Origin of the sequence: Brevundimonas sp., assembly GCF_029946145.1 — a bacterium.
Classification (GTDB): Bacteria; Pseudomonadota; Alphaproteobacteria; order Caulobacterales; family Caulobacteraceae; genus Brevundimonas.
In genome coordinates this window covers 129,487-153,408 of sequence record NZ_JAQSDY010000021.1, presented here as the reverse complement: position 1 = coordinate 153,408, position 23,922 = coordinate 129,487, and the positions used below count along the sequence as shown (strand labels likewise).

The following is a 23,922-nucleotide window of genomic DNA, read 5'->3' as shown; positions in this document are numbered from 1 at the left end:
AGATGACGGCTAGAGTTGGAGGGCTGCCTCTAACTCGTCATGGACGAAGGCGGACTCATAATCGCGCGCCTGATGACCGGTGACGCCGACCTTGCGAAACTCATAGCGCCATGCCTCGCGGATGCGGATGGCGGTCTCGCGGATCAGGCCCTTGGCCGCGGCCTCGGTCATCTCGAAAAACTCGCAGGCTTCCAGCGCGAGCAGGACAGATCGGTCGTGCCGACCGCCCTCCATGATAGCGGTCTCGAGATGCGGATTTCGGTCGGGCGCCGGGTTGATGTCGAACGCTGGCGACAGCCGCCACTGCTGGCCCCCGACATAGATGAAGCCGTGATTCTTGAGATGGTCGTCCTTGTTGGAGACGAGAATGGTGAAGATCAGTCGGAGATAGAGTTCGCGGAAATCAGCCGTCGGATCGGCCCCGGCCATCCGGATAAAATCGGCGATCTCCGTATAGGACCCAAGCTCTGCGCCCGTCTTGCGCAGCGCGGTGCGCGCCGAGATGTAGGGAATACGGGCCGCTTGCCGCCGGTCGAACCGCTGGATCAGGGCAACCGGGAAGGCGCTCTCCGCCAGTTCGAGCCTGACCTCCGGCGTCCGGATCCCGCACAGTCGCGCGAGCCGGAGTGTGGCGACCTCGACCCGCTCGATCGGAGCCTGGTCGTGCGCGGATGTGAACTTGGCCAGCCAGAGCGTCTCGCCGTCCTGCACGTTGGCCTTGGGCCGCGCACCGCCCGAGCCGCCGGCGCCGGCCAGGGCGTGCAAGTCCGCGGCCGAGACATCCTTGCCCTGTTCATAGGCGCGCGCGATCGCCGTGATCGCTTCCAGGTCCACGAGTCGGGGAACGGTCGCGGCCGCCCCGCGAATGACTTCGTTCTGGTCATCGAGAAAGCGAAGCGCGCCCTGGCGGCAAGCGTCGTCGGAGAGGGTGAGATATTCGAACTCCGAGAGACCAGCGCCATAGGCGCGCTCAAGGAGACGGCGTCCCCAGGTATCGGGCGCGGCATCAGAAAAGGCGCCCGCCAGGGCGTCGCGCATATGTCCGGGTTGGCCTGCCGAATGAACCGGCCCGCCATCGAGCGGCATGTCCGGTTGCAGGGCGAACCCACGCGCGTGTTCAATCCACGCCTGCTCATAGGTGAAGGTCGAGAACTGCCGCGGCCCCGTTCTCGTAAACCGCAGTTGGCCGACGAAGGTCAGGTTTTCGCCGAGGGCGACGCGTGCGCTGAACTCCGCCATCAGAAGGCCGCGCCATCCGGATCGAGGACATCCACGGCCACCTTGGAGGCCGCTCCAGCGACGCGTTTGCGTCGATGCATGGATCCCTGGGAGCGGCCACGCTTGGGCGTCTGCTCCCCGGCCAGGGCCAGGCCGAGATCGTCGTTGCGGATGTCGATCAGATCAGCCAGCCGTTCGATCAGTCCCAAAACCACCAGCACGTCCGCCAACGTCCCCAGGGCAACGCCGACATCGCCCTTCTCAAGGCGCGCCAGGGTGCTGGGCGACGCCCCGGCGCGGATCGCCAGATCGGCTACAGTCATGCCTCTGCGGAGGCGCGCGCCGCGAATATCACGGCCGAGCCGTTCAATGGCCGGTCTGGACTTCGGCGAGCTCACGTTAACCTCCCAGATATGACAAAATAAGATAGGTTGCTTGTCATATCTGATTGTTTAAGTCCAGATCAAAAATCGCGTGGGTCGCGCTCGCGCGGGGACTCCGGACACACATGACGGCGGGCTGGCGCGTGCGGACCGGTCAGGATGTTCACCGTGATGGCAGGTGAAAGTCGTCGCAAGTCGGGCCAGGCGTCACCACGGGTCATCCGCCACGACACGCCGCAAGTCACCGGAAACTTGCTGACAAGTTGCTGAGAAGTCGTCCATAAGTCATGGAAAATAAAAAGAAAAACAATTTGACAGACCCTCGTCTCGTTTGCTTGCAATGAGTCGCGGCGCGGTGACCTGCGCTGAAACAAAAGGAAGCGGATCATGCAACGGAGACTTGGGCGCCGCCTGTTCGGCGCAGCGATGACGTGCGGCCTGATGCTGGCCGGACCGGCCCTGGCCGGAGGTTCCGGCATGCCGTGGGAAGGGCCCCTGCAGCAGGTGGTCCAGTCGATCACCGGACCGGTGGTCCAGGCCGCGGCGGTGGTGGCGGTGGTGGTCTTCGGAGCCGGCATCGCCATGAGCGAGAACGGCTCCTCGATGCGGCGCGGCCTGGGCATCATGTTCGGCCTGTCCATCGCCTTCGCCGCCTCGACCTTCTTCCTGGACTTCTTCGGCTTCGCCGGCGGCGCGGAGATCGGGTGATGGATCCGCGTCCGGACGGTTGGGAGCTGCCGGTCGCCCAGGCTCTGGCCGAGCCGGTCCTGATGGCCGGGATGCCCCGCGACTACGCCATCGCCATGGGCACGATCGCCCTGGTCCTTGGCCTGGCGCTGCGCATCTGGTGGCTGGGCCTGCTGTGGTGGGCGGTCGCCCATGCGATCGGCCTGTGGGCGGCGCGCTCCGACCGTCGCTTCTTCGACGTGCTGCGCCGGCATCTGGCTCTGCCCGGACACCTGGACGGGTGAGGGCGCGATGCGATTTCTCGACGAACATCGTAAGCGTCCCGCCGCCCTGGCGGACCATCTGCCCTGGGCCGCCCTGGTCGCCCCCGGCGTGGTCCTGAACAAGGACGGCTCCTTCCTCGCCGCGTTCCGGTTTCGCGGCCCGGATCTGGAGTCCTCGACCGAGGACGAGCTGATGGCTGTGCGCGCCCGGCTGAACAACGCCCTCAAGCGCCTCGGCTCGGGATGGTGCCTGCATATGGAGGCGCGTCGCCGTCCGGCGACGGCCTATCCGGAGAGCGCCTTCGACCTGGATGTCGCCTGGCTGCTGGACGCCGAGCGTCGGAGCCGGTTCGAGACGGCCGATCCGGCCTTTGAGACGGACTTCCGGCTGGCCCTGACCTGGCTTCCGCCGGCCGACGAGACCCGGCGCATGGAGCGGTGGCTGTTCGACGGCCTGGCCAGGGGCGGCCATGACTGGCGGCTGTCGCTCGCGGCCTTCGGCCGGGAGGCCGACACCACCCTGGACCTGCTCTCGGACGCGCTGCCCGAGATCGCCCGGCTCGATGATGCTGACCTCCTGACCTGGCTGCATGACAGCGTTTCGCCCCGGCCGGTCGCAGTCCGGCCGCCCGAGACGCCGATGTTCCTCGACGCGTGGCTGGCCGACGCGGATCTGACAGGCGGGGTCGCGCCCCGTCTCGGCGACCGATCGCTCAAGGTCGTGTCGGTGCGCGGTCTGCCGTCCGCGACCCGCCCCGGTCTCCTGGACGCGCTGGGCGCCTTGCCGTTCGAATACCGATGGGCCGCGCGCTGGATCGGGCTCGACAAGCCCGAGGCCGAACGCGAGATCGTCAAGCTGCGGAAGCGCTGGTTCGCCAAACGCAAGGGCGTCGGCGTCCTGCTGCGCGAGGCCATCACCAAGGAGGAGGTCCCGCTCCTCGACACGGACGCGGCCTCCAAGACCGAAGAGTGCGACGGCGCCCTGGCCGCCCTGGGCGCCGAGTCCTGCGCCTTCGGCTACCTGACCCTGACCGTCACGGTGCTGGACGCGACCGAGGAGGGCGCGGCGGCCAAGGCCCGGGCGATCGAGGCGGCGCTGAATGCCCAGGGATTGGTGGCCCGGATCGAGGACCTGAACGCGGTCGAGGCCTGGCTGGGATCCCTGCCGGGCGAGCCATACGCCGATGTCCGGCGCCCCCTGGTCTCGACCCTCAATCTCGCCGACGTGCTGCCGGTGTCGGCCGTCTGGGCCGGACCCGCCGGGGACGCCTGCCTCGATGGGCCGCCGCTGGCGACGGCCCGCACGACCGGGGCGACGCCGTTCCGGCTGGTCCTTCATGTCGGCGACGTCGGCCATGCCATGGTCGTCGGGCCGACCGGGTCGGGCAAGAGCGCGCTTCTCTCCTTTCTGGCGCTGCAATGGTTCCGCTATCCGGACGCTCGCGTGGTCTTCTTCGACAGGGGTCGCTCCGCCCGGGCGGCGACCCTGGCGGCGGGCGGTCGCTGGCGGGCGATGGAGCCGGGGGCCCGGTTCTCGCTGCAGCCGCTGGCCCGCATCGACCGGGAGGATGAGCGGGCCTGGGCCTCGGAATGGATCGCCGAGACGGTGCGGCTGGCAGGCCTCGAGCCCGTCCCCCGGGTGCGCGAAGAGATCTGGGTCGCGCTCTCGGCCCTGTCGGACGCGCCGGTCGCGCAACGGACGCTGACGGTGTTCTGCGCCCTGGTCCAGGACAAGGCCGTGGCCGCCGCCCTGGAGCCCCTGACCCTGAAGGGACCGCACGGGGCGCTGCTGGATGGGGTGGGGGAGGCGCTTGAGCCGACCCGGTTCGACACCTTCGAACTGGAGACCCTGATGGGAACGCCCTCGGCGGTGGCTCCGGTGCTCTCGGCGCTGTTCCACGACCTGGAACGAGGTTTCGACGGCCGGCCGACCTTGCTGGTGCTGGACGAAGCGTGGCTGTTCCTTGGCGAGACGGCGTTCGCGGCCCGCATCCGGGAGTGGTTGAAGACGCTGCGCAAGAAACGGGTCTGCGTGGTGTTCGCCACCCAGAGCCTCGATGACGTCGCGGCCTCCTCGATCGCGGCCAGTCTGATCGAGAGCTGCCCGACCCAGGTCTTCCTGCCGAATCCCCGCGCGCTCGAGCCGGCCTCGGCCGAACTCTACCGGGGTTTCGGTCTCAACCGGCGCCAGCTGGAGCTGATCGCCTTCGCCACGCCCAAGCGCGCCTACTATTGGCGCCAGCCGCGCGGCCGACGGCTGTTCGACCTGCGCCTGACCGGCGTGGCCCTGGCCCTGTGCGGTTCAAGCGCGCCGGAGGACCAGACCCTGATCGACACCATCCTTGAGCGATCGGGTGACGCCGACTTCGCCCGGGATTTCCTCAAAGCCAAGGGAGTGCAAAATGTGGATTCCGTCTTCGACGCCTTTGTCGCCCCGCTGGCGGCCGACCCGGCCGCTGCGGTTCGCCGCGGCCGGCCTGGTCGCGGCCAGCCTCCTGGCCGCGACGCCGGTCCCGGCCCAGCAGGTCGTGTTCGACCCGCGCAATCACATCGAGAACGCGCTGCAGGCGGCCCGACAGCTGGAGAGCCTGGCCAATGAGGCGCGCAGTCTGGCGGCCTCGCCCTACAGCCATCTGACGCAGTCCAGCCAGTCGCTGAGCGACATGGCCGAACTGGCCCGGACCGCCCGGGGCGTCGCCAGCTCGGTCAGCGGCCTGGAGCAGCAATTCCGGAACCTTTATCCTGACGATCTGTCCGGCTCCGATATGCTCAGCCTGCTGGAACAGGCCCAGGCCCGGACGGCCAACGCCCGGCGCACGGCCGAGGACGTGGCCCGCACGGCGGCCGAACTGGAACGCCTGGGGCGCGGGCGGGATCAGCGCCTGGCCGGAGCGCTCTCCGCCAGTCAGGCGGCGACCGGCCAGACCGCAGCGGTCCAGTCGTCCAACCAGATGTTGGCGGTGCTGGCCGAGGACCTCGCGGCGTTGCGCACCATCATGTTGGCCCAGTCCCGCCTGTTGGCCGAGGCGACCGCCCGGGATGCGGCGGACCGCGCTTCGGGAGACGCCGCCCGGCAACGACGCTGGAGCGGTCAGGCCCGGTCCCCCTCGGCGCCCCGGTTCGATCCGCTGTCCCACGCGCGGGACTGAGGGAGACTCGCGATGACGGTCGGAGTGGAAACCCCCAACGAGCTGATGGTCGTGTTCTCCGACACGGTCTCGGCGGGGTTCGACGCCCTTCAGGGCTCGGTCAACGGCGTGTTCGGCCTGCTGATCGCCCTCGTCGTCGCCCTGACCGGCATCCAGTGGGCCCTGTCGCCGAACCGGGAGGTCCTGGCCTCCGGCTTCGGCAAGGTGCTGCTGATCGGCGCCTTCGCCTGGCTGATCAACGACTGGCAACGACTGTCCGAGACGATCTACGCCGGCTTCCTGGAACTGGGATTGACCGCGGGCGGCGGGTCGTTGAGCCGCGAGGAATTTCTCAATCCGGGCGCGATCCTGGCCCAGGGCTGGGAAATCGTGAAGGCGCTGGGCGAGACCCCGGCGCCGGTGGACAACCCGCTCGACATCGTCGGCAACATGGCCGACGCCCTGATCCTGGGGCTGGCCATGATCGGCATCATGCTGGCCTTCGCGGTGCTGGCCCTGCAGATCATCGTCTCCCTGCTGGAGTTCAAGATCGTCACCCTGGGCGGCTTCGTGCTGCTGCCGTTCGGAATCTGGAACAAGTCCGCCTTCCTGGCCGAACGGCCGCTGGGTTACGTGGTCTCATCCGGGCTCAAGGTCCTGGCCCTGGCCATCGTGGTCTCCGGCGCGCGGACGATCTTCGACCAGTTGCAGCCCTCGGCCAATCCGGACATCTACGAGGCCCTGACCATCCTGGTCGCGGCCATCCTGCTGGCCATGCTGGCGCTGTTCATTCCCAACCTGGCCTCGGCCCTGGTGACGGGGGGACCAGCACTGGGGGCAGGCGCGGCGCTCACCGGAGCGCTCGCGATCGGCGGGGCAGGCGCCCTGGCCGGTGCGGGCGTCGCCGGCGCCGGCGCGATGGCCGGCGGAGCCGCGGCGCGGCTGGCCGGACCGGCTCGTGCGGCCGCGGGGGCGGGGTCGGGACGTCCGACCGCGCCGACGAATGACCCGGGCCCCGGATCGTCGCCCAAGCCATCCAACGACAACCCGCCGCCGGGCGGACCCCGCCGCCCTTCAGGCGGAGCCATGACCGCACGGCCGCCTTCCGGAGCAGCCGGCGTCAGTGAACCCGCTCCGGCCCGGCGGCCCCAGGCCACGTCCGGCGCCGAAGTGGCGGACGGAACAGCTACGAACTCAACCTCGCCGTCGGGCCAGGAGGGCGTCGTCCCGGGCTCGCCGGGGCGGTCGCCGGGCAAGATCGCCGCCGAGGCCCAGGGCGCCCGGACAGACTTCCATCGCGCCGCGTCGCGACCAGCAACGGGAGCGAGCCCGCCCGCCCGGTCCGCCGCCCTGCAGGCCTTCTTCGTCGCCAACGCCGGTCGGGGCCTGCTGCCCTCCGGCGAGACCAGCGGCGTCCTGTCTCCCAACCTCAAGACCGAGGAGTCCTGAAATGCACCCCTTCTTCCGGCCCAGACGGGCCATGGCTTCCGCGCCGGACTCCACGCCCTACCAGCGGGCCGGCCAGGTCTGGGACGACCGCATGGGGCTGTCCCTGGCCCACGCCCGCAACTGGCGCCGCATCGCCCTGGCCAATCTGGCGTTGGCCGCCTTCCTGGGCGCCGGCTGGTGGGTCCAGGCGGACCGGGCCGTGGTCAAGCCCTTCGTGGTCGAGGTGTCCGACTGGGGCGAGACCCAGAGGATCACCGCCATCGGCGGGCGCTATGAACCGAACGAGGCCCAGATCGGTCATGCCCTGGCCGGCTGGATTCGCGATGTCCGTTCCAAGTCGATCGACCCCATCGTCATCCGCCAGAACTGGCTACGGGCCTATGACCTGATGACGCCGAAGGCGGCGTCCTTCCTCAACGCCTGGGCCCAGACCCACGACCCGTTCGCCGAGGTCGGGCGCGAGGCGGTCAATGTCGAGATCCTGAACGTGGTCCGCCGGACGGACCGGACGTTCGATCTGCAATGGCGAGAGACCCGCTTCGTCAACGGCCAGTCCGCCGGGACCGAACGCTGGCGAGCCCTGATCACCACCACGATCCAGCCGCCCCGCACGGAGGCCGAGCTGATGAAGAACCCCCTTGGACTGAAAATCGAGGATGTATCATGGACGCCCGACGCCTCCTGATCCTGGCTGCCCTGGGCCTGTCGCTGTCCGGCTGCGCGCTCTGGCGCGATGGCCCGGTCCACCCGGTCTCCCCGATGGCCATGACCGTTCCGGTCGCTGCGGATGGCGCAGCGTCGGCGGCGTTTGTCGAACCTGAGCCCGCCCTGCCGGTCGGCGAGGTCTCCCAGGACCGCTCGGGGTCGGAACGGCCCTACGAAGCCGCGCCTGCGCCCCTGGCGGCGGAGGTAGCGGCGGAGACGACAGACGGGCCGGACCCCTCCACCGTCGCCACCGGTCGGCGCGCCATCGCGGCGGCCAATGTGGCGGCCCGGGCGCCGTCCCGGGAGGACGGGTTCGTCGGCGGCGTCCAGGTGTTCGCCTGGTCGCCTGGACGGGTGTTCGAGGTCTGGACCGCTCCCTTGCGCGTAACCACCCTGACCCTGGCCCCGGGCGAGACCCTGGTCACCAAGGCGGCCGGCGACACCGTGCGCTGGCAGATCGGCGAGGCGGTATCCGGCGCGGGCGCGAGCCGGCGGACTCATGTGCTGCTCAAGCCCCTCGAACGAGGCCTTGAGACCAACCTCGTGCTGACGACGAACCGACGGGTCTATCTCATTGATCTGAAAAGCGGTGCGGCGGACGCTTTCAACGCCGCCGTCACCTGGGATGCGGATGCGCTCGTGGCCGGGCAGGTTCCGGGCGATGTGGTGGAGTCCGCCACGGTCCCGGTCACGGAGCCTGTGGCGATGCCGCAGGGGGCTCTCGACGCCCGCTACCGGATCGATCCTCAAGGCCGCCGTCCACGCTGGACCCCGACCTCGGTGTTCAACGACGGCCTGCGCACCTTCATCACCTTTGATCCCGACCTGCAGGTGGACGAGGCGCCGGTTCTTTTCGTCATCGCGCCCGACGGCGAGGCGCAGATGGTCAACTACCGGCAGGTCGGCGGCTTGTACGTCGTCGACCGCGTGTTCGACCGGGCCGAGCTCCGGCTCGGCGACCGGCGTCGGCAGATCGTCCGTATCCATCGTCTGGCCGGAGCACGCCGATGACTGATCTCGACCCCCGTTCCTCGACCGGATCCGCGCCATCGGCGAAGGAGCCGGCGCCGGGCCTCAGCACCCGGGCGCCGCGTCCCCAAGCCGTGCGGCTGCGGAAATCTGTCGTGCAGGCCATCGTCATCGGCGGCGCGGTGCTTGTCTCGGGATCCCTCGCCTGGGCCTTCGTGGTCCAGCCGGACCTGCGCGCCAGCGCCCGCGCCCGGCAGGCCGAGGCGCGCGACGATCAGGCGCGCGGCGTGGTCCGGCCCTCCGAGGCGGTCACCGACCAGCCGGCCAGCTACGACCGCCTTCCGGAGCCCCGCATAGGGAAGAGCGATCCGGAAACGGCGGCGGACATGAGGGCGCCGCCGCCGACGGGGGCCTCCGGCGGCTATGCGCCCGCCTACCGCCCGACATCGGCGTCGCGGGTCGTCGGACCCAGCCCTCGCGAACAGGCGGCGCGGTCGGGGCTGTTCTTCGAGGACGCCAGGCCCCGAGCGGCGGGCGCCGAGGCGCCGGCGTCCCCTTCGGGCGGGGAGCGGTCGCCCGCCGTCAACCCGGACTACGGCGCGATCTACAACGGACATACGCTGGTCGCGCCGCTCTCGCCGTTCGAGCTGAAGGCCGGGGCGATCGTGCCGGCGGCGCTCCTGACGGCCGTGGACACATCGCGCGCGGGGCCGGTGATCGCGACGGTCACCCAGAATGTCTATGACTCCGTGAGCGGCCGCCACCTGCTGTTGCCGCAGGGCACGCGGCTGATCGGCACGTCCGAGGGCGAGAGCGCCTACGGGGACCGCCGGGCCTTCCTGACCTGGGAACGGCTGATCCTGCCCAATGGCAAGAGTCTCGTGCTGTCCGGCGAGCCGGGGGTCGACGCCCAGGGGGCGGTGGGCGTTCGGGGCCAGGTCGATCGACGGCTGCTGCCGCTCCTCGTCGGGACGCTGTTCGCCGGCGCCATCACGACCCTGGGCCAGATCGCCCGGGACGACGACCGCGGCGGCTCGGGCGGGCTGCTGGGCGACGCCGGCGACGCGGCGGCGATCGAAGGCTCCCGGGTCGGGGGGCGGCTGGTGGATCGCGAACTGGAGGTCCGGCCCTCGATCCGGCTGAGGGCCGGGGCGCCTGTCCGGGTCCTGATCACGCGCGACCTGATCCTGGAGCCATATCGTCCATGACCCCGTCACTGAAATCGGTCGGATTCTGGGGGATAATGGCCGCCCTCGGGCTTCTGGCGAGCGCGGCCTCGGTCGCCGACCGGACCCCGGCCCTGGCTCTGGTCAACGAGAGTCCGAGTCTGCCACGGGGCGTCTATCTGAGACGGGCGGCCGCCGAACCTGAACCGGGCGGGGTCGTGGCCATTCCCCAGCCGGCGGCGGCGCGCCCCTATCTGGCGGCGCTCCGGATGCCGCCGGACGTGCTCCTGATCAAGCGTGTCGCCGCGGCGGGCGGCGATACGGTCTGCCGGCAGGAGGATCGGCTCGTCACGCCCCGGCGAACCGTCGTGGTTCATGAGCGGGATCGGCGCGGGGTCATTCTGCCCGCGTGGCGGGGATGTCGGCGATTGGGGCCACAGGAGCTGTTCCTGCTCGGCGATACGCCGTCGAGTTTCGACAGCCGCTATTTCGGGCCGGTCCACCTCAGTCAGGTGACCGGCGTCTATCGGGAGCTGCTGACATGGTGAAACTGATCTGGATGGCGGCCGCCGCTCTGGCGGTCGCGACCCCGGCCTCCGCTCAGCAGGCGGACTGGAGCCGGGCTGGCGGGGATCTGTTCGGGAGGCCGGTCGTCGAACCGGCGGCGGCGGAACCTCTGGACCGCGAGGAGATCCCGCGCCTGGAGAGCCTGAATCAGCCGTTTCAGGCGGCGATCGATGCCGCCGCCCTGGCCCACGGGATAGATCCGAAGCTTCTCCACGCCCTGGTCGTGACGGAAAGCGCTTATCGGGCCGACGCGCGATCCCCGGCCGGGGCGGGCGGCCTGACCCAGCTTATGCCGGGCACGGCAGCGGAGCTGGGGGTTGAGAACCGCTTCGACCCCGTCGAGAACCTGAGGGGAGGGGCTGACTATCTCGCGCGGCAGATCCGCCGGTTCGGCGACCTGAGGCTGGCCCTGGCGGCTTACAATGCGGGGCCGGCGCGGGTCGCCCGGCTGGGGCGCATACCCGACATAGCCGAAACCCAGTTTTATGTTGCGACGGTCGTGGACTGCTACCTTGCGCTGACGGCGGGCCAGGGCGTGACCAATTCCAGGCAGTGTCGTCCACGCGGAGCGGGACGATGATCGAACCGATGGAGACCGGGCTTGAGGCCCCTTCGGCCGGCGAAGAGGATCTGCTGACGCGGGCCGAGGCTTCGGCGTTTCTGGCTCCGTTCGGCATCCGGATGAAGCCCGCCACCCTGGCGCGGCTGTGGTCGGCCGGCGGCGACGGGCCGCCCTGCCGCCACATTCGGGCCAAGCCCTACTATCCGCGGGGCCTGCTGCGGGCCTGGGCGATGTCGCAGATGTCCGAACTCCGCACCGCCGCGCCGCCGGCGGCGAGAGGCAGGCGTCATGGCTGAGCGCCCGATCAGAGCAGTGGCCCCGCCTGTACCGACGGTCGCGGGTCTCTTGGCCGACCCGTCCGCCAGCTTCGCGGTCAAGGCTGTGGCGAGACAATGGGGGGCGCGTGATTGCGTTGACGCCGCGATCGACGCCCGCGTGCTTTGCGAGGTCTTCGAAGCCGCCGCGGATCGCATGACCGGAGGTGCGTCATGACCTTCGAGCCCGAGGCCGAACCCGTGCAGACGGGCGGGCCGCAGGACCGGCTGCTTCCGTGGGACCGGGTCCGGGACGTCACCGGCCTCAGTCGCTCGACGGCGTGGCGGCTGCAGCAGGTTGGGGATTTTCCGGAACCGGTGCGCATCTCGCCCAACCGGGTCGGCTGGTGGGAGAGTGAACTCACGGCCTGGAAGGCGACCCGGACCGTCCGCGGGCTTCCGCACCCCAGGCCGTTGGCCCGGCCCCGGGAGCCGAAGCTGATCCAGACCGCGCGATCGCCGCGCCCCCAGACGGCCCGACAGACGCCGATCCCGGCGGCTGCAACCGTACAGGAGCCATCCAACGCTGCTGCACCGGCGACCCAGCCCCGACGGCGAAAACGGCAGACGTCGGCGGATCAGATCGATTTCGGGTTCTAGGCCGGGACAGGCTCCGCGGCTTGGAGGAAGGCTGCGCTGGTGTCTGACGCCCTCCTGCGGATTGCGCTTCAGCCTATTCGCTTAAGTGACCCGGGCGGACATTTTGGCACATTAAGAGAGTTGTACGGACATTTGACCGTGACCTGGCGGACTAAGAGAAACCTACCAGGTGCCTCAGGCGGGTTATCGAGATGCTCGACTGCGTCCTGTCTCGGCTCGACGACTGGCAGTCCCTAAGGCACGATCAACGCGCGGCACGTCGATCCAGAAAGAGGCGGCGAACCTCGCCCTTCAGCCGATAAAGCCGGTCTGAAGGCAGATAAGGCCGCACATATGCGGCTTCCGATGCTCGTCCTGCCGGGACTCGGACCATCAGGCCGCGTGCGCGTGAAGCCAGCCCTTCTGGTCAAGCCTGTCGAACGCGAGCGCGATCTGCTGCCGGCTGAACTGGCGCTTGCGATCATTCCATCGATAGGTTTCGGCGGCGGCTTCGTCCGCGGTGCTCGATCCGCCCCGCGTGGCGACCCAGTGAACCGTGGCCAGTAGCTCCAGTCCGAACGGGGTCTCGAAACCGGCGACCAGATCCGCTACGCGATCGAAGCGGCTGCGAGTGTCGGCGGCGTCCGTGAGGCGGGCCTCGGCATCGGCGACCGCTCCGGGAACGATCTCGATCTGCTTGGTCGGCGCATCCCCGCCGTCAGCGTATCCGGAGATCAGATGACCTTCGACGGTCCTCAGCACATGACGAAGGTTCTGGGCATAAGGACCGTAGGGTGCCTTGGCGTAATCCAGTCGGAGAGGCTCGCCGGCTTCCTGCATGAAGTACATCAGTTTGTGGACTTCCAGCAGGGTGACGAAAGGATCCAGAAGCCCGCTGAGATAACGGTCCATCAGAACGACCAGGGCGGCGCGACCGTTCGTCATCGTCGGGACAGTTTTGGACGAAACCATTTCCTGCGCGGTCGGGGCGCCGCCCGGTTCGTAGATCAGGACGTGGACATCCGTGAGGTCGGCCAGCGCCCTTTCGATGCGCGGACGCACATCCGACCAGTTCAGTCCGCCCAGACCGCTACCCAGCGGCGGGATCGCGATGGACTGGATCTTGCGCTCGCGGATAACGCGGACGAGGTCGATAAGGCCGGCGTCGATATCCTCGATCCGACTCTTGCCGCGCCAGTGGCGCTTGGTGGGGAAATTGATGATGAAGCGCGGGTTGTCGAGACGGTGCCGTTCGTAGACGAACATCCGGCCGGGCTGGACCTCCTTGGCTTCACAGGCCCGGGCGTAAGCTTCCCAGTTGTCCTGGAAGGCGTTCTTGAATTGCAGGGCGATGCCCCGGCCCATGATGCCAACGCAGTTGACCGTGTTGACCAGGGCTTCCGCCTCGGACTTCAGGATGTCGCCAGTGGTGAGAGTGATCATCGGGCCCCCTAATAGTACCACGTTGGCTGAAGTTCGACCCGCGGCGCGTGCGCGGCGTTTGCCAAGATCTGATCGACCCGCATCTTGACCGGCATCGACCGCACGCCGATCCGCGTGAACAGAGACCAGGGAAAGGCGTCCTTCATCAGAAATTCGGCCTGCTTGCCCTCCCGGATTTCCGAGGCGGACCACTGATTGGAACCGACCGAGTCCCAGTTGATCTCATCGATCGCATCCAGGCTGGAGCGAAACTCGGCGTAATAAGCGCCGGCGTTGGACAGGGTGAAGGCCCATCTGCGGCCTTCACCTTCGGCCCATTCCACCGCGTCACGCAGATCGGCTTCCAGATGCACAATCGGCTCCTGTCCCCCGCGGTAGGTCACCTCCGCATGGTTGCCGCGGTATAACAGATAGAGCATGACGGAACGAGAACAAAAGTAGAACGAACGTATTCTCCGACACTGTCGCCGGGGTGGCAGCGGACAGGCAGAGCCAAGCGACGTTCTTTGATCGAGGCCATCCCGATCGTGGTCGCAGGTCCGCCGGAGGCGATCATCCTGGCGTCGCTCAGCAGTGCTCCGGTCGCGACCAGATTGGCCAGGTTATCGACGTGGGTGATATGGTAGATCTTGGGTCGGGCCGGTGCTGGCATGATGGGTCACGCTCCCGCGCCGTCGCTCGCCGATGATCGCGAATCCCCAGGGGATCAGCTCAAGTGTTTCGCACAACGGCGGGCAGGGCAAGGAAGCCCGGAATGGAGTCCGAGAACAACCCTCGACCAGGGACCTGACCGTTAAGAGGCGGCTTCGGTATGGGAGGCGCCGGCGAGTTCATCAAAGCGGGCCCGGGCCTTGGCCTCGTCGTAGAGAATCTCGCTCTGCCGCGGAGGCCCGACGACATAGTACATGGTGACCGGCGCCAAGGACTGACGCTCGCGACGCCAAAGAGCGACCCCCTCTTGGCCCTCCAGGCGCGTCCAGGTTCCGGCGTCGTTGGGATGGTCCGGGATCGACGCCATGACGGCTCCTTCGAATGTTTGGCCGCGATGGGTTCGCGGTGGGAGACCGGTTTGGATGAAAAGCCCTGCAAAAGCCGCGGACGAGCGCGGTCGAATCAGGCCCGCTGTCCACTTCAATCAATGCTTTTCAGGGCGCTTTGTCTCGTTTCGGGCGACATTTTTGCGCGGCGACTGCCCCACTACTGCCCCACTAACTTGACTTCCGAGAAACAATCATCCGTATGCAGATCAAGGCGCTCTGCTAAAGTAATGTTTTTCAACGAGAAAAATGGTGGATGCGACAGGGATTGAACCTGTGACCCCCTCGGTGTGAACGAGGTGCTCTCCCGCTGAGCTACGCATCCATCTATCGTGCCCCGTCCAAACGGGGAGGCGGCGACATAGCCCGGTCGCTTCGGACGCGCAAGACATGAGATGCCACGGAGCCGGGCTGTTCCAGCAGCCGGTCAGGCGATCAGCCGGGCGATCGCGGCGGGCAGGTCGTCGAAATGGGCGATCACGGCGTCCGCGCCCAATTCGGTCGCGGGTGTGTCGGTATAGCCGAAGGTCGTCAGGATGCAGGGCACGCCCGTTGCCCGGGCGGCGTCCAGATCGGTGATGCTGTCGCCGACCATGATCGCGCGGCCGGGATGGCCGCCGGCCAGAAGCACCGTCTCGCGAATGTGCGCGGCGTCCGGCTTCTTCGCTGACACGGACTGCGGCCCGCAGATGGCGGCGAACCGCTCGGACAGGCCGATGGCGTCGAACAGCGCCACGGCGAGATCGGTGGGCTTGTTGGTGGCGACGCACAGAACGGCCCCGCGGGCTGACAGCACGTCCAGCGCCTCCATCGACCCGGGATAGGCGGTGCTGTGATCCGCGATGTGGTCCAGATAATCGGCGAGGAAGGCCTCGAGCAGGGTCGGGGAGGCGGCCTCATCCCAATGGGCTCCGGCCGCCTCGAACCCCCGTTTCAGCAGGGCCACAGCCCCGTGGCCGATCAGGTTGCGGGCGGACTCCAGCGGGACAGGCGGCAGCTCGTGTTGCGCCAGCAACCGGTTCAACGTCCCCACCAGATCGGGCGCCGTCTCCACCAGGGTGCCGTCCAGATCGAAGGCGATGGTCCAGCCTGCAAGGTCCTTCACGCGCGTTGGTCCCCGGCCTCAGCGGGCGAGCAGACCTTCCGCCGCCGCCATGACCGCCTCAACCTGCAGCGATTCCATTTGGGAATGCGTCGTGCTGACGGTTTTCGAGGTTTTGCCGAAGATGAAGCCGACGTCCGCCGGCCTCACCGCGGCGGAGCGATCGCCCCACGGACCATAGAGGCGCTCGTCGGTCGGGCCGAACAGGCCCAGCGTCGGCGCGCCGGAGGCGGCCGAAAGATGCATCATCCCGGAATCGTTGCCGACGAACAGCCGCGCCCGGCGCATGACGGCCGAGGTCTTCAGCAGATCGGCGCCGGTCATGTCGAGGAAGCTGGTCCCGGCCAGGAGACCCCGGATGGCCTGCGCCGCCGCCCTGTCCATCGGCCCGCCGACGGCCACCACGAGCGCATTTTCCATAGGGCCGCCGACGGCGGTCAGCATCGCCGCGGCCCGGGCGAACCGGTCGACCGGCCACGCCTTGCCGATCCGGCTAGCTCCCGGTCCGAGGACGAGGATGTCGTCGCCCGCGGCCCTGATCTCCGACGGCACGTCCGCCGCGACCTCTTCCGTCATCCAGATCACCGGCGACGCCGGGTTCGTCTCCGGTCCCAGTATCGAGGACGCCTCGACGACCTTGTGCTCGAGGGCGCCACTGGACCCGCGACGGGGTCTCGACCTCGGTCCCCTCAGGAAGCGCGAGAACATCGTCCCGCGGAAATCATAGATCGCCTCCCACCGGCGCATACCCATACACCTGAACAGGTCCAGCCAATGGCGGCCGTGCTTCTGCTTCACGAGCGGGACGATGGTGGACTGTCCGGGCAGACCGCTGAACAGCAGGCGCGTGCCCGGCGAGCAGACGACCGTGAAGTGAGAGCCCGGATGGCGGCGGACGAGCTCTCCGATCGCCCCGGTAGTCATGATGACGTCGCCGATCATGCTGTTCGCGATGATCAGCACCTCACTGGTCATAGGATTTTTCTTCGGTCAGGGCCGAGCCCGTGACCGTGTTGATCTCGCGCTTGATCGCAGCCCTGAGATCGTTCTCGAGGTACACTCGCCGGGCAAGCTGGATGAAGTCGGCGTCGAACCGGTGTTCGCGCTCGTGCGCCCGCTTCCCGTCTTCCACTTCCCAGAGCGCGGCGTTGATCTGGTGAAGCCGGCCCACCAGCGAGTCGAGCGCCGGGCTGGCCGGCACGCCTGCCGCCATTGCTTCCAGCGCCTGCAGTTCCTTCGTGACATTGGCGACACGCGCGGGATCGCGAAGCTTGGCGGCTTTCAGTCGCAAGATGGTAATTTTGTCGAAAAGTTCGCCGACAGCGATCGGAGCAGTAACAATCATGTAACAATTTATCGAGTGATTTCAATGAGATAATTGCTAGAGCTCAGCGCGAAAGTTGTCAATCCTGGCTTGGCGAGGCGGGTTCTGGCGTTTCCGGCGACCGCGCCGTTGCCTGCCGGGCGTTCAAAGTCGCGTCCGCGAGGCATCCGCAGACCGCGGTGACGCTCCGGCTTTCGGTCAGGCTGCCGATGCGGTATCCGCTGGGTTGATCTGACGCCTGCCCGGATTCCCGCATGACCCCTCGCGCCGCCATCATCCTCGCCGCCGGTCAGGGCACGCGGATGAAGTCCTCCCTGCCCAAGGTGCTCCACCCCGTCGGCGGCCGCGCCATGCTGGATCACGCCATCGACGCCGCCGAGGCGCTGGGCTGTGAACGGATCGTGGTTGTGGTCGGCGCTCATTCGCCCGAGGTGCGCGACCATGTCGTCAAACGGCTGGGCGAGGACGCCATCGCCGTCCAGGACCCGCCGCTGGGCACCGGCCACGCCGTCCGCGCCGCCGAGGCCGTGCTGGGCGACTTCGTCGGCCAGGTGGTGATCACCTATGGCGATGTGCCCTTGCTGACCGCCGCCGACATCGAGCCCGTCTTCGCCGCCCACGAGGGCGTCACCGTGATCGGCTTCGAGGCGCGCGACCCCGGCGCCTACGGACGTCTGGTCATGGAGGGCGATTCGCTCGCCGCCATCACCGAGGCCAGGGAGGCGTCGCCGGAGGTTCTGTCTCTGACCGCCTGCAACTCCGGCGTCATGGCGGCTCCCGTCGGCCTGCTGTTCGAACTGCTGGCCCAGGTCCGCGACGACAACGCCAGGGGCGAATACTATCTGACCGACGTGGTCGAACTGGCCCGCAGGCGCGGCGCCCCGACCCGGGCGGTCTTCGCCGGCGAGGACGCCGTCATGGGCGTCAACGCCCAGTCCGAACTGGCCGTGGCCGAGGCCCTGTTCCAGAAGGCCCGGCGCGACGCCTTCCTCGCCGCCGGAGTCACCATGCCGGCCCCTGAGACGGTGCATTTCTCGTTCGACACCGAGGTCGGCGGCGGCACGATGATCGAGCCCTATGTCGTGTTCGGCCCCGGCGCGAAGATCGCCCCGGGCGCCCGCATCCGCAGCTTCAGCCACATCGAGGGCGCGACGGTGGGCTCCGGCGCCGAGGTCGGACCCTACGCCCGCCTGCGTCCGGGCGCGGACCTGGGGGAGGACGCGAAGGTCGGAAACTTCGTCGAGGTGAAGAACGTCCGCATGGGCAAGGGCGCCAAGGCCAACCATCTGGCCTATCTCGGCGACGGCGAGGTGGGGGCGAAGGCCAACATCGGCGCCGGCACGATCTTCTGCAATTACGACGGCTTCTTCAAACATCGCACCATGGTGGGTGAGGGGGCCTTCGTCGGTTCCAACAGTTCGCTGGTGGCGCCGGTGACCATCGGCGCGGGGGCGATGGTGGGGTCGGGCTCGGTGATCACCGCCGACGTGGCGCCGGGAGACCTGGCGCTGGGGCGAGGCCCGCAGACTGCCAAGGCCGGCTGGGCTGCGCGGTTCATGGAGACGATGCGGACGAAGAAGGCGGCGAAAGCAAGATGAGCGCGGACGATCAGAAGCGCCGGGCCGGCGAAGCCGCCGCCCTCCGCGTCGAGGCCGGGATGGTCGTCGGCCTCGGCACCGGCTCGACCGCGGCCTGGTTCGTCAAGGCGCTGGCCGCGCGCAACCTGACCGGACTGCGCTGCGTGCCGACGTCGGAGGCGACGGCCGAACTGGCGCGCGAGCTGGCTCTGACGCTGTCGACGCTCGAGGACACCCCGCGCATCGACCTGACCGTCGATGGCGCCGACGAGATCGGCCCGGGGCTGGCCCTGATCAAGGGCGGCGGCGCGGCCCTGCTGCGCGAGAAGCTGGTGTGGGAGGCGTCCACGCGCTGCATCGTCATCGCCGACGCCGCCAAGGTCGTGACGACTCTCGGCGCCTTCGCCCTGCCGATCGAGGTGGTCGCCTTCGGCCACAAGACCACCGCCAACCGCATCGCCGACGTTCTCGCCGACCACGACATCGCCATGCCGGCGCGCGTCCGCACCGCCGAGCGCGGCCTGGTCCGCACCGACGGCGGCAACCTGATCTACGACGCCAAATGCGGCGCCATCCACGACCCGGTGCGGCTGGCCGACGACCTGAAGCTGATCACCGGCGTGGTCGAGCACGGCCTCTTCCTCGATCTGGCCGATGAGGCAATCATTGGTGGCGCGGCCGGGATCGACCTCCTACTTCCGTGATCCCTTCCATCCGCTCATCCCGGCGAGAGCCGGGACCCAGTGCTTTCGCGGGGCAAGGTGGTTGGGATTTGCAGCGGCGCGGATCGGGTTCAACCGACCGCCCACAGAACTGGGTCCCGGCTTTCGCCGGGATGAGCGGGATAAAGAATGGCTGAGACCTACGACTACGACCTCTTCATCATCGGCGCCGGCTCGGGGGGCGTGCGCGCCGCGCGGCTGACGGCGCTGGGCGGCAAGCGGGTCGCCATCGCCGAGGAGTTCCGGGTCGGCGGCACCTGCGTGATCCGCGGCTGCGTACCCAAGAAATTCATGGTCATGGCCTCGGACTTCTCGCACCAGTTCCATACGGCCGAGGGCTACGGCTGGACCGTGAACGCCTCGTTCGACTGGTCCGAATTCATCCAGACCAAGGATGTCGAGATCGCCCGGCTGTCGGGCATCTACGCCGCCAACCTGGGCAAGGCCGGCGTCGACCTGATCCACGGCCGCGCCGTGCTGAGGGACGCCCACACCGTCGAGATCGTCGGCAAGGACCAGACAATCACGGCGGACAAGATTCTCATCGCCACCGGCGGCCGGCCGTGGTTGCCCGCCGACCTGCCGGGCGTCGAACACGCCATCACCTCGGAAGAGGCTTTCCACCTGCCGGAGCTTCCGAAACGCATCCTGATCGCGGGCGGCGGCTATATCGCGGTGGAGTTCGCAGGCATCTTCGCCGGCCTGGGCGTCGAAACGACCCTGATCTACCGGGGCCCAAACATCCTGCGCGGCTTCGACGATGACGTGCGCGCCCATCTGGCCGGCGAGATCGAGAAGCGTGGGATCAAGGTCATCCTCGGCTGTCAGCACTCGGCCATCGAGAAGACCGCGACGGGGCTGGTCAACAAGCTGGAGAACGGCATGGAGATCGAGACCGACGTGGTCATGTTCGCCACCGGCCGCGTTCCCCATGTGAAGGACCTCGGGCTCGAGGCCGCCGGTGTCGCCCTGAACGACAAGGGCGCGATCCAGGTCGACACGCTGTCGAAGACGACCGCCGATAACATCTGGGCCATCGGCGACGTCACCGACCGGATGAACCTGACGCCCGTCGCCATCCGCGAGGCTGTGGCCTTCCACGAGACCGTCTACCGCAACAATCCGCAGCACTTCGACTATGAGGCCGTCGCCACCGCCGTCTTCAGCCAGCCGCCGGTCGGCACGGTGGGTTTGTCCGAGAGCGAGGCGCGGCATTCCTGCCCCGGCGCCGTCGACGTCTATGTCACCCGCTTCCGGCCGATGAAGTACGCCTTCACCGGCTCGGACGAGCGGATGCTGATGAAACTGGTCGTCGACGCCGAGAGCCAGAAGGTCGTCGGCGTCCACATCGTCGGGCCCGAGGCGCCCGAGATGATCCAGCTGGCCGCCATCGCCGTGAAGGCCGGCCTGACCAAGGCCCAGTGGGACGCCACCTGCGCCGTCCATCCGACCATGGCCGAGGAGCTGGTCACCTTGAAGGAAAAGCAGTCGACTGACACGTCTGCGGGGTAGGGACGTCCGGATTTGACGTAGCGTTATGCCAGACTGGCCCGATGGCTCGCACAACCGCCCTTCAACACTATCTCGATCAGCGCCGATCTGATCCGACTAGCGCCCTGTAGACGCTGTAGACGCTGTAGACTGTGTTTTTCAGGTTCGGACCGGGCGGGCGGCGACGGCGAACGGACGACTGCGACATGGCCTTCGTTGTCCCGGGCGGTGCGAACGCCTATCCTTGAGACATGAGTACGCGCTGGACCCCCGATAGCTGGAGACAAAAACCCGTCGTGCAGATGCCGACGGACTATCCGGACATGGCCGCCCTGGGCCGGGTCGAGGACGAACTGCGCGCCCTGCCGCCGCTGGTCTTCGCCGGCGAGGCCCGTCACCTGACCGCCAAACTGGCCCAGGTCGAGGCCGGAAACGCCTTCCTGCTTCAGGGCGGCGACTGCGCCGAGAGCTTCAAGGAATTCTCGACCGACAACATCCGCGACACCTTCCGCCTGATCCTGCAGATGGCGGTGGTCCTGACCTTCGCCGGCGGCAAGCCGGTGGTGAAGGTCGGCCGCATCGCGGGCCAGTTCGCCAAGCCGCGCTCGTCCTCGCTGGAGACCATCGGCGACGAGACCCTGCCCAGCTATCGCGGCGACATCATCAACGGCATGGCCTTCACGCCGGAAGAGCGGCTGCCGGACCCGCAACGGCTGCTGCGCGCCTACAACCAGTCGGCCTCGACCCTGAACCTGCTGCGCGCCTTCGCCGGCGGCGGCTACGCTGATCTGTACAATATCCACCGCTGGACCATGGGGTTCGCCAGCGACAGCGCCTACGGGGCCAAATACCGCGAACTGGCCGACAAGATCACCGAGGCCCTGGCCTTCATGGAGGCCGTCGGCGTCACGCCGGAAAGCCATCCGGACCTGAGCCGCGTCGAGGTCTTCACCAGCCACGAAGCCCTGTTGCTGAACCTCGAGAGCGCCTTGACCCGTCTGGACGGGGCGACGGGCGAGTGGTTCGACACCTCGGCCCACATGGTCTGGATCGGCGAGCGCACCCGCCAGCTGGACGGCGCACACATCGAATTCGCCCGGGGCATCAAGAACCCGGTCGGCCTGAAATGTGGACCGACGATGGAGCCGGACGACCTCCTGCCGCTGATCGACGCCCTCAACCCGGACAACACCCCGGGACGCCTGACCCTGATCGGCCGCTTCGGCGCGGACAAGGTCGGCGACCGGCTGCCGCGCCTGATGCAGGCGGTGAAGGCCGAGGGCCGGCGCGTCGTCTGGTCGATCGACCCGATGCACGGCAACACCCTGAAGGCCGGCAACGGCTACAAGACCCGGCCCTTCGAACGCATCCTGGCCGAGGTCCGGGGCTTCATTGACGTGGCCGAGGCCGAGGGCGTTCACCCGGGCGGCGTGCATCTCGAGATGACGGGCCAGAACGTCACCGAATGCCTGGGCGGAGCGCAGGCCCTGACCGAGGACGACCTGTCCAGCCGCTACCATACCCATTGCGACCCGCGCCTGAACGCCGACCAGGCGCTGGAGCTGGCCTTCCTCGTCGCCGAGCGGCTCAAATCCGGCCGTGTCAGCCGGTCGCAGGCGGCGTGAGCATGGAGGGTGTGGGCAAACCGGCGGGCGACGAAACCGGCGGCCGATGCGCCTATCAGGGCGCGCCCGGGGCCTTCAGCCACGAAGCCTGCCTCGATCTGCGACCGTGGGACGAGGCCGTCGCCTATGACTCCTTTGACGGGGCCATCGCGGCCCTGAAGGCCGGGGAAGTCGGCTGCGCCCTGATCCCGGTCGAGAACAGCACCGTGGGCCGGATCGAACCCGCCGCGTCTCTGGTCGAGGGTGCGGGACTGACCATCGTCTCCGAAGTCTGGCGGCCCATCCGCCTGGCCCTGATGGCGCCTCCGGGCGCCACCCTGCGCAGTGTGAAGACGGCCGAGAGCCACCCCATCGCCCTGCGCCAATGCCCGGAGTCGCTGGCGGCCCTGGGCCTGACGCCGGTCGAGGCCTTCGACACCGCCGGCGCCGCCCGCGCCGTGGCCGAAGCCGGCGATCTCACCCGCGCGGCCGTGGCCCCCGCACGCGCCGCCGAGGTCTATGGACTGTCGATCCTGCGCAACGATATCCAGGATTCCGAGGACAATCGGACGCGTTTTGTCCTCCTGAGCCCCAATCCGGCTTGACGCCGCACGATCCATGCGGCCTTTGACTGCCATGGTCCGTTCGCAAGCCACCGCTGCGACTGCATTCGCCCGCGTTTTCGCGGCCGCGGACCTGTATCTCTACGGCTTTCGATACGCCGGCTGAGGCGTCCGGGACCTCGTCCTGACGGCCTCGCCGGCGACCGCCCCGCAACGGGGCGGCGGCTCGCAAAATCCCACATCGCCGTGATCGAAATCGAAAGTCCATTTCCGTGCCCCATTCCAGTACCAAACCCGCCCTCCAGCAGGTCTGGCCGACCGCCGAGCCTGCGCTGACCGACATCTCGCCCGAACACATGGCCCTGGCGGCCCTGCGTCACGAGATCGACGATCTCGACGACGAGCTCCTGACCCTGTTCGAGCGCCGCCTCGCCATCGCCGCCCGCGTCGGCCAGGCCAAGGACGCTCCCGCCGGCCCTCATGTGAAGCTGCGTCCCGACCGCGAACAGGCCGTGCTGGCGCGGATGCTGACGAAAGCCGGTCCCGACAACCGCGAGGCGGTTGAATCCCTCTGGCGACAGATCGTCGGCTGGGGTCTGGCCCGTCAGGGCCGGATCAAGGTCCAGGTCTGGTCGCCGATCGAGCCGACGCGCGCTTTCGACGGTGCCCGCCTGCGCTTCGGCGCCGCCGCCGACATGCGCGCCGTCCGCGATCCCGAGGCCGCCCTGGCCTGGGCCGCGGAAGGCCACGGCGTCGCCGTTCTGGCGGTCAACGCCGATAGCGCCTGGTGGATCGGCCTGCGCCGCGACTGGTCGATGCTGAGCGTGTTCGACGGCTTCGGCGGCGCGACGCCGACGGCCCTGGCGGTCGGTCGGATCGATCCGGCGGCGTTGCCGACGGGCCGGCGCGTCCTGGTCGACGCCGGCGGCGACGCCGGCGACGGCGGCGGCATCCGTCGGCGCGGCCTCGCCACCCACCACGGCTGGTCCCTGTCCCTGACCGACGCCTTCCTGCCGGTCGGCGGCGACGAGGGCTGCGTCGGCGCGATCGGTTAAAACCGCCCGAAGGC

Annotated in this window: 25 protein-coding genes, 1 tRNA gene and 1 pseudogene; 18 read left to right on the top strand and 9 right to left on the bottom strand. The window is 68.6% G+C overall.

Annotated elements, in window-relative coordinates; genetic code table 11:
- Nucleotides 1–9 precede the first annotated feature (9 nt).
- Together PSV23_RS09335 and PSV23_RS09330 are read right to left on the bottom strand one after the other, a co-directional pair.
- On the bottom strand, nt 10–1,239 hold the full coding sequence (locus tag PSV23_RS09335) for a type II toxin-antitoxin system HipA family toxin (RefSeq protein ID WP_300468159.1): 1,230 nt from the start codon (nt 1,237–1,239) through the stop codon (nt 10–12).
- Complete coding sequence (locus PSV23_RS09330; RefSeq protein ID WP_300468157.1) at nt 1,239–1,616, bottom strand: helix-turn-helix transcriptional regulator; 378 nt, start codon at nt 1,614–1,616, stop codon at nt 1,239–1,241. Before PSV23_RS09330 ends, PSV23_RS09335 begins: the two co-directional genes overlap by 1 nt.
- 372 nt (nt 1,617–1,988) lie before the next feature.
- Here PSV23_RS09330 and PSV23_RS09325 point away from each other — a divergent pair, with 372 nt between their 5' ends.
- The 12 genes from PSV23_RS09325 (at nt 1,989) to PSV23_RS09270 (ending at nt 12,011) form a co-directional block, all read left to right on the top strand.
- Nucleotides 1,989–2,309, top strand: coding sequence for a TrbC/VirB2 family protein (locus PSV23_RS09325; RefSeq protein ID WP_300468155.1), 321 nt, complete (start codon nt 1,989–1,991; stop codon nt 2,307–2,309).
- On the top strand, nt 2,309–2,572 hold the full coding sequence (locus tag PSV23_RS09320; protein ID WP_300468153.1) for a VirB3 family type IV secretion system protein: 264 nt from the start codon (nt 2,309–2,311) through the stop codon (nt 2,570–2,572). The genes PSV23_RS09325 and PSV23_RS09320 overlap by 1 nt, the downstream gene beginning before the upstream one ends.
- A gap of 7 nt (nt 2,573–2,579) precedes the next feature.
- Nucleotides 2,580–5,150, top strand: coding sequence for a conjugal transfer protein TrbE (gene trbE / locus PSV23_RS09315; RefSeq protein ID WP_300468151.1), 2,571 nt, complete (start codon nt 2,580–2,582; stop codon nt 5,148–5,150).
- Complete coding sequence (locus PSV23_RS09310; RefSeq protein ID WP_300468149.1) at nt 5,080–5,700, top strand: conjugal transfer protein TrbJ; 621 nt, start codon at nt 5,080–5,082, stop codon at nt 5,698–5,700. Before trbE ends, PSV23_RS09310 begins: the two co-directional genes overlap by 71 nt.
- Nucleotides 5,701–5,712: 12 nt before the next feature.
- Nucleotides 5,713–7,128 carry a P-type conjugative transfer protein TrbL gene (gene trbL, locus PSV23_RS09305; protein WP_300468147.1) on the top strand — a complete coding sequence of 472 codons (1,416 nt, stop codon included), beginning with the start codon at nt 5,713–5,715 and terminating at the stop codon, nt 7,126–7,128.
- 1 nt (nt 7,129) lies between these two features.
- Nucleotides 7,130–7,813, top strand: coding sequence for a conjugal transfer protein TrbF (trbF, locus tag PSV23_RS09300; protein ID WP_300468145.1), 684 nt, complete (start codon nt 7,130–7,132; stop codon nt 7,811–7,813).
- A complete protein-coding gene (locus tag PSV23_RS09295; RefSeq protein WP_300468143.1) occupies nt 7,792–8,844 on the top strand; it encodes a TrbG/VirB9 family P-type conjugative transfer protein in 1,053 nt (350 codons plus the stop codon). Before trbF ends, PSV23_RS09295 begins: the two co-directional genes overlap by 22 nt.
- Nucleotides 8,841–10,010, top strand: coding sequence for a TrbI/VirB10 family protein (locus PSV23_RS09290; protein ID WP_300468141.1), 1,170 nt, complete (start codon nt 8,841–8,843; stop codon nt 10,008–10,010). Before PSV23_RS09295 ends, PSV23_RS09290 begins: the two co-directional genes overlap by 4 nt.
- The gene (locus PSV23_RS09285; RefSeq protein WP_300468139.1) at nt 10,007–10,516 is read left to right on the top strand and encodes a S26 family signal peptidase; all 510 of its coding nucleotides are present in this window, start codon (nt 10,007–10,009) and stop codon (nt 10,514–10,516) included. The genes PSV23_RS09290 and PSV23_RS09285 overlap by 4 nt, the downstream gene beginning before the upstream one ends.
- Nucleotides 10,510–11,115, top strand: coding sequence for a lytic transglycosylase domain-containing protein (locus PSV23_RS09280; RefSeq protein WP_300468137.1), 606 nt, complete (start codon nt 10,510–10,512; stop codon nt 11,113–11,115). The genes PSV23_RS09285 and PSV23_RS09280 overlap by 7 nt, the downstream gene beginning before the upstream one ends.
- On the top strand, nt 11,112–11,393 hold the full coding sequence (locus PSV23_RS09275; RefSeq protein WP_300468135.1) for a hypothetical protein: 282 nt from the start codon (nt 11,112–11,114) through the stop codon (nt 11,391–11,393). Before PSV23_RS09280 ends, PSV23_RS09275 begins: the two co-directional genes overlap by 4 nt.
- Before the next feature lie 192 nt (nt 11,394–11,585).
- Complete coding sequence (locus PSV23_RS09270; RefSeq protein WP_300468134.1) at nt 11,586–12,011, top strand: AlpA family transcriptional regulator; 426 nt, start codon at nt 11,586–11,588, stop codon at nt 12,009–12,011.
- Nucleotides 12,012–12,383: 372 nt separating this feature from the next.
- Here the strand turns inward: PSV23_RS09270 and PSV23_RS09265 are convergent, their stop codons facing one another.
- The 7 genes and pseudogenes from PSV23_RS09265 to PSV23_RS09235 form a co-directional block, all read right to left on the bottom strand.
- The gene (locus tag PSV23_RS09265) at nt 12,384–13,433 is read right to left on the bottom strand and encodes a macro domain-containing protein (RefSeq protein ID WP_300468132.1); all 1,050 of its coding nucleotides are present in this window, start codon (nt 13,431–13,433) and stop codon (nt 12,384–12,386) included.
- Nucleotides 13,434–13,441: 8 nt separating this feature from the next.
- Nucleotides 13,442–14,085 (bottom strand): annotated as a pseudogene (locus PSV23_RS09260) (DUF4433 domain-containing protein).
- A 141-nt stretch (nt 14,086–14,226) separates the two neighbouring features.
- A complete protein-coding gene (locus PSV23_RS09255; protein WP_300468130.1) occupies nt 14,227–14,451 on the bottom strand; it encodes a hypothetical protein in 225 nt (74 codons plus the stop codon).
- A gap of 269 nt (nt 14,452–14,720) precedes the next feature.
- Nucleotides 14,721–14,795: transfer RNA gene (locus PSV23_RS09250), tRNA-Val, on the bottom strand.
- Between the two features lie 102 nt (nt 14,796–14,897).
- Nucleotides 14,898–15,575: an HAD hydrolase-like protein gene (locus PSV23_RS09245; protein WP_300468128.1), complete on the bottom strand. Its 678-nt coding sequence runs from the start codon at nt 15,573–15,575 to the stop codon at nt 14,898–14,900.
- A gap of 18 nt (nt 15,576–15,593) precedes the next feature.
- Nucleotides 15,594–16,547 carry a glycosyltransferase family 9 protein gene (locus PSV23_RS09240; RefSeq protein ID WP_300468126.1) on the bottom strand — a complete coding sequence of 318 codons (954 nt, stop codon included), beginning with the start codon at nt 16,545–16,547 and terminating at the stop codon, nt 15,594–15,596.
- On the bottom strand, nt 16,537–16,917 hold the full coding sequence (locus tag PSV23_RS09235) for a DUF6165 family protein (RefSeq protein ID WP_300468124.1): 381 nt from the start codon (nt 16,915–16,917) through the stop codon (nt 16,537–16,539). Before PSV23_RS09235 ends, PSV23_RS09240 begins: the two co-directional genes overlap by 11 nt.
- A gap of 233 nt (nt 16,918–17,150) precedes the next feature.
- On the opposite strand from PSV23_RS09235, the gene glmU reads away from it, so the two are divergent.
- The 6 genes from glmU to PSV23_RS09205 all read left to right on the top strand — a co-directional run bounded on the left by glmU (nt 17,151) and on the right by PSV23_RS09205 (nt 23,908).
- Nucleotides 17,151–18,494, top strand: coding sequence for a bifunctional UDP-N-acetylglucosamine diphosphorylase/glucosamine-1-phosphate N-acetyltransferase GlmU (gene glmU, locus PSV23_RS09230; protein ID WP_300468122.1), 1,344 nt, complete (start codon nt 17,151–17,153; stop codon nt 18,492–18,494).
- Nucleotides 18,491–19,177, top strand: coding sequence for a ribose-5-phosphate isomerase RpiA (gene rpiA, locus PSV23_RS09225; RefSeq protein ID WP_300468120.1), 687 nt, complete (start codon nt 18,491–18,493; stop codon nt 19,175–19,177). Before glmU ends, rpiA begins: the two co-directional genes overlap by 4 nt.
- A gap of 147 nt (nt 19,178–19,324) precedes the next feature.
- Nucleotides 19,325–20,707: a glutathione-disulfide reductase gene (gor, locus tag PSV23_RS09220; RefSeq protein WP_300468118.1), complete on the top strand. Its 1,383-nt coding sequence runs from the start codon at nt 19,325–19,327 to the stop codon at nt 20,705–20,707.
- Between the two features lie 230 nt (nt 20,708–20,937).
- Complete coding sequence (locus PSV23_RS09215; protein ID WP_300468116.1) at nt 20,938–22,311, top strand: class II 3-deoxy-7-phosphoheptulonate synthase; 1,374 nt, start codon at nt 20,938–20,940, stop codon at nt 22,309–22,311.
- Between the two features lie 11 nt (nt 22,312–22,322).
- Nucleotides 22,323–22,895, top strand: a complete 573-nt coding sequence (locus PSV23_RS09210; RefSeq protein ID WP_370461034.1) for a prephenate dehydratase domain-containing protein — start codon at nt 22,323–22,325, stop codon at nt 22,893–22,895.
- 230 nt (nt 22,896–23,125) lie between these two features.
- Complete coding sequence (locus PSV23_RS09205) at nt 23,126–23,908, top strand: chorismate mutase (protein ID WP_300468112.1); 783 nt, start codon at nt 23,126–23,128, stop codon at nt 23,906–23,908.
- Nucleotides 23,909–23,922 lie beyond the last annotated feature (14 nt).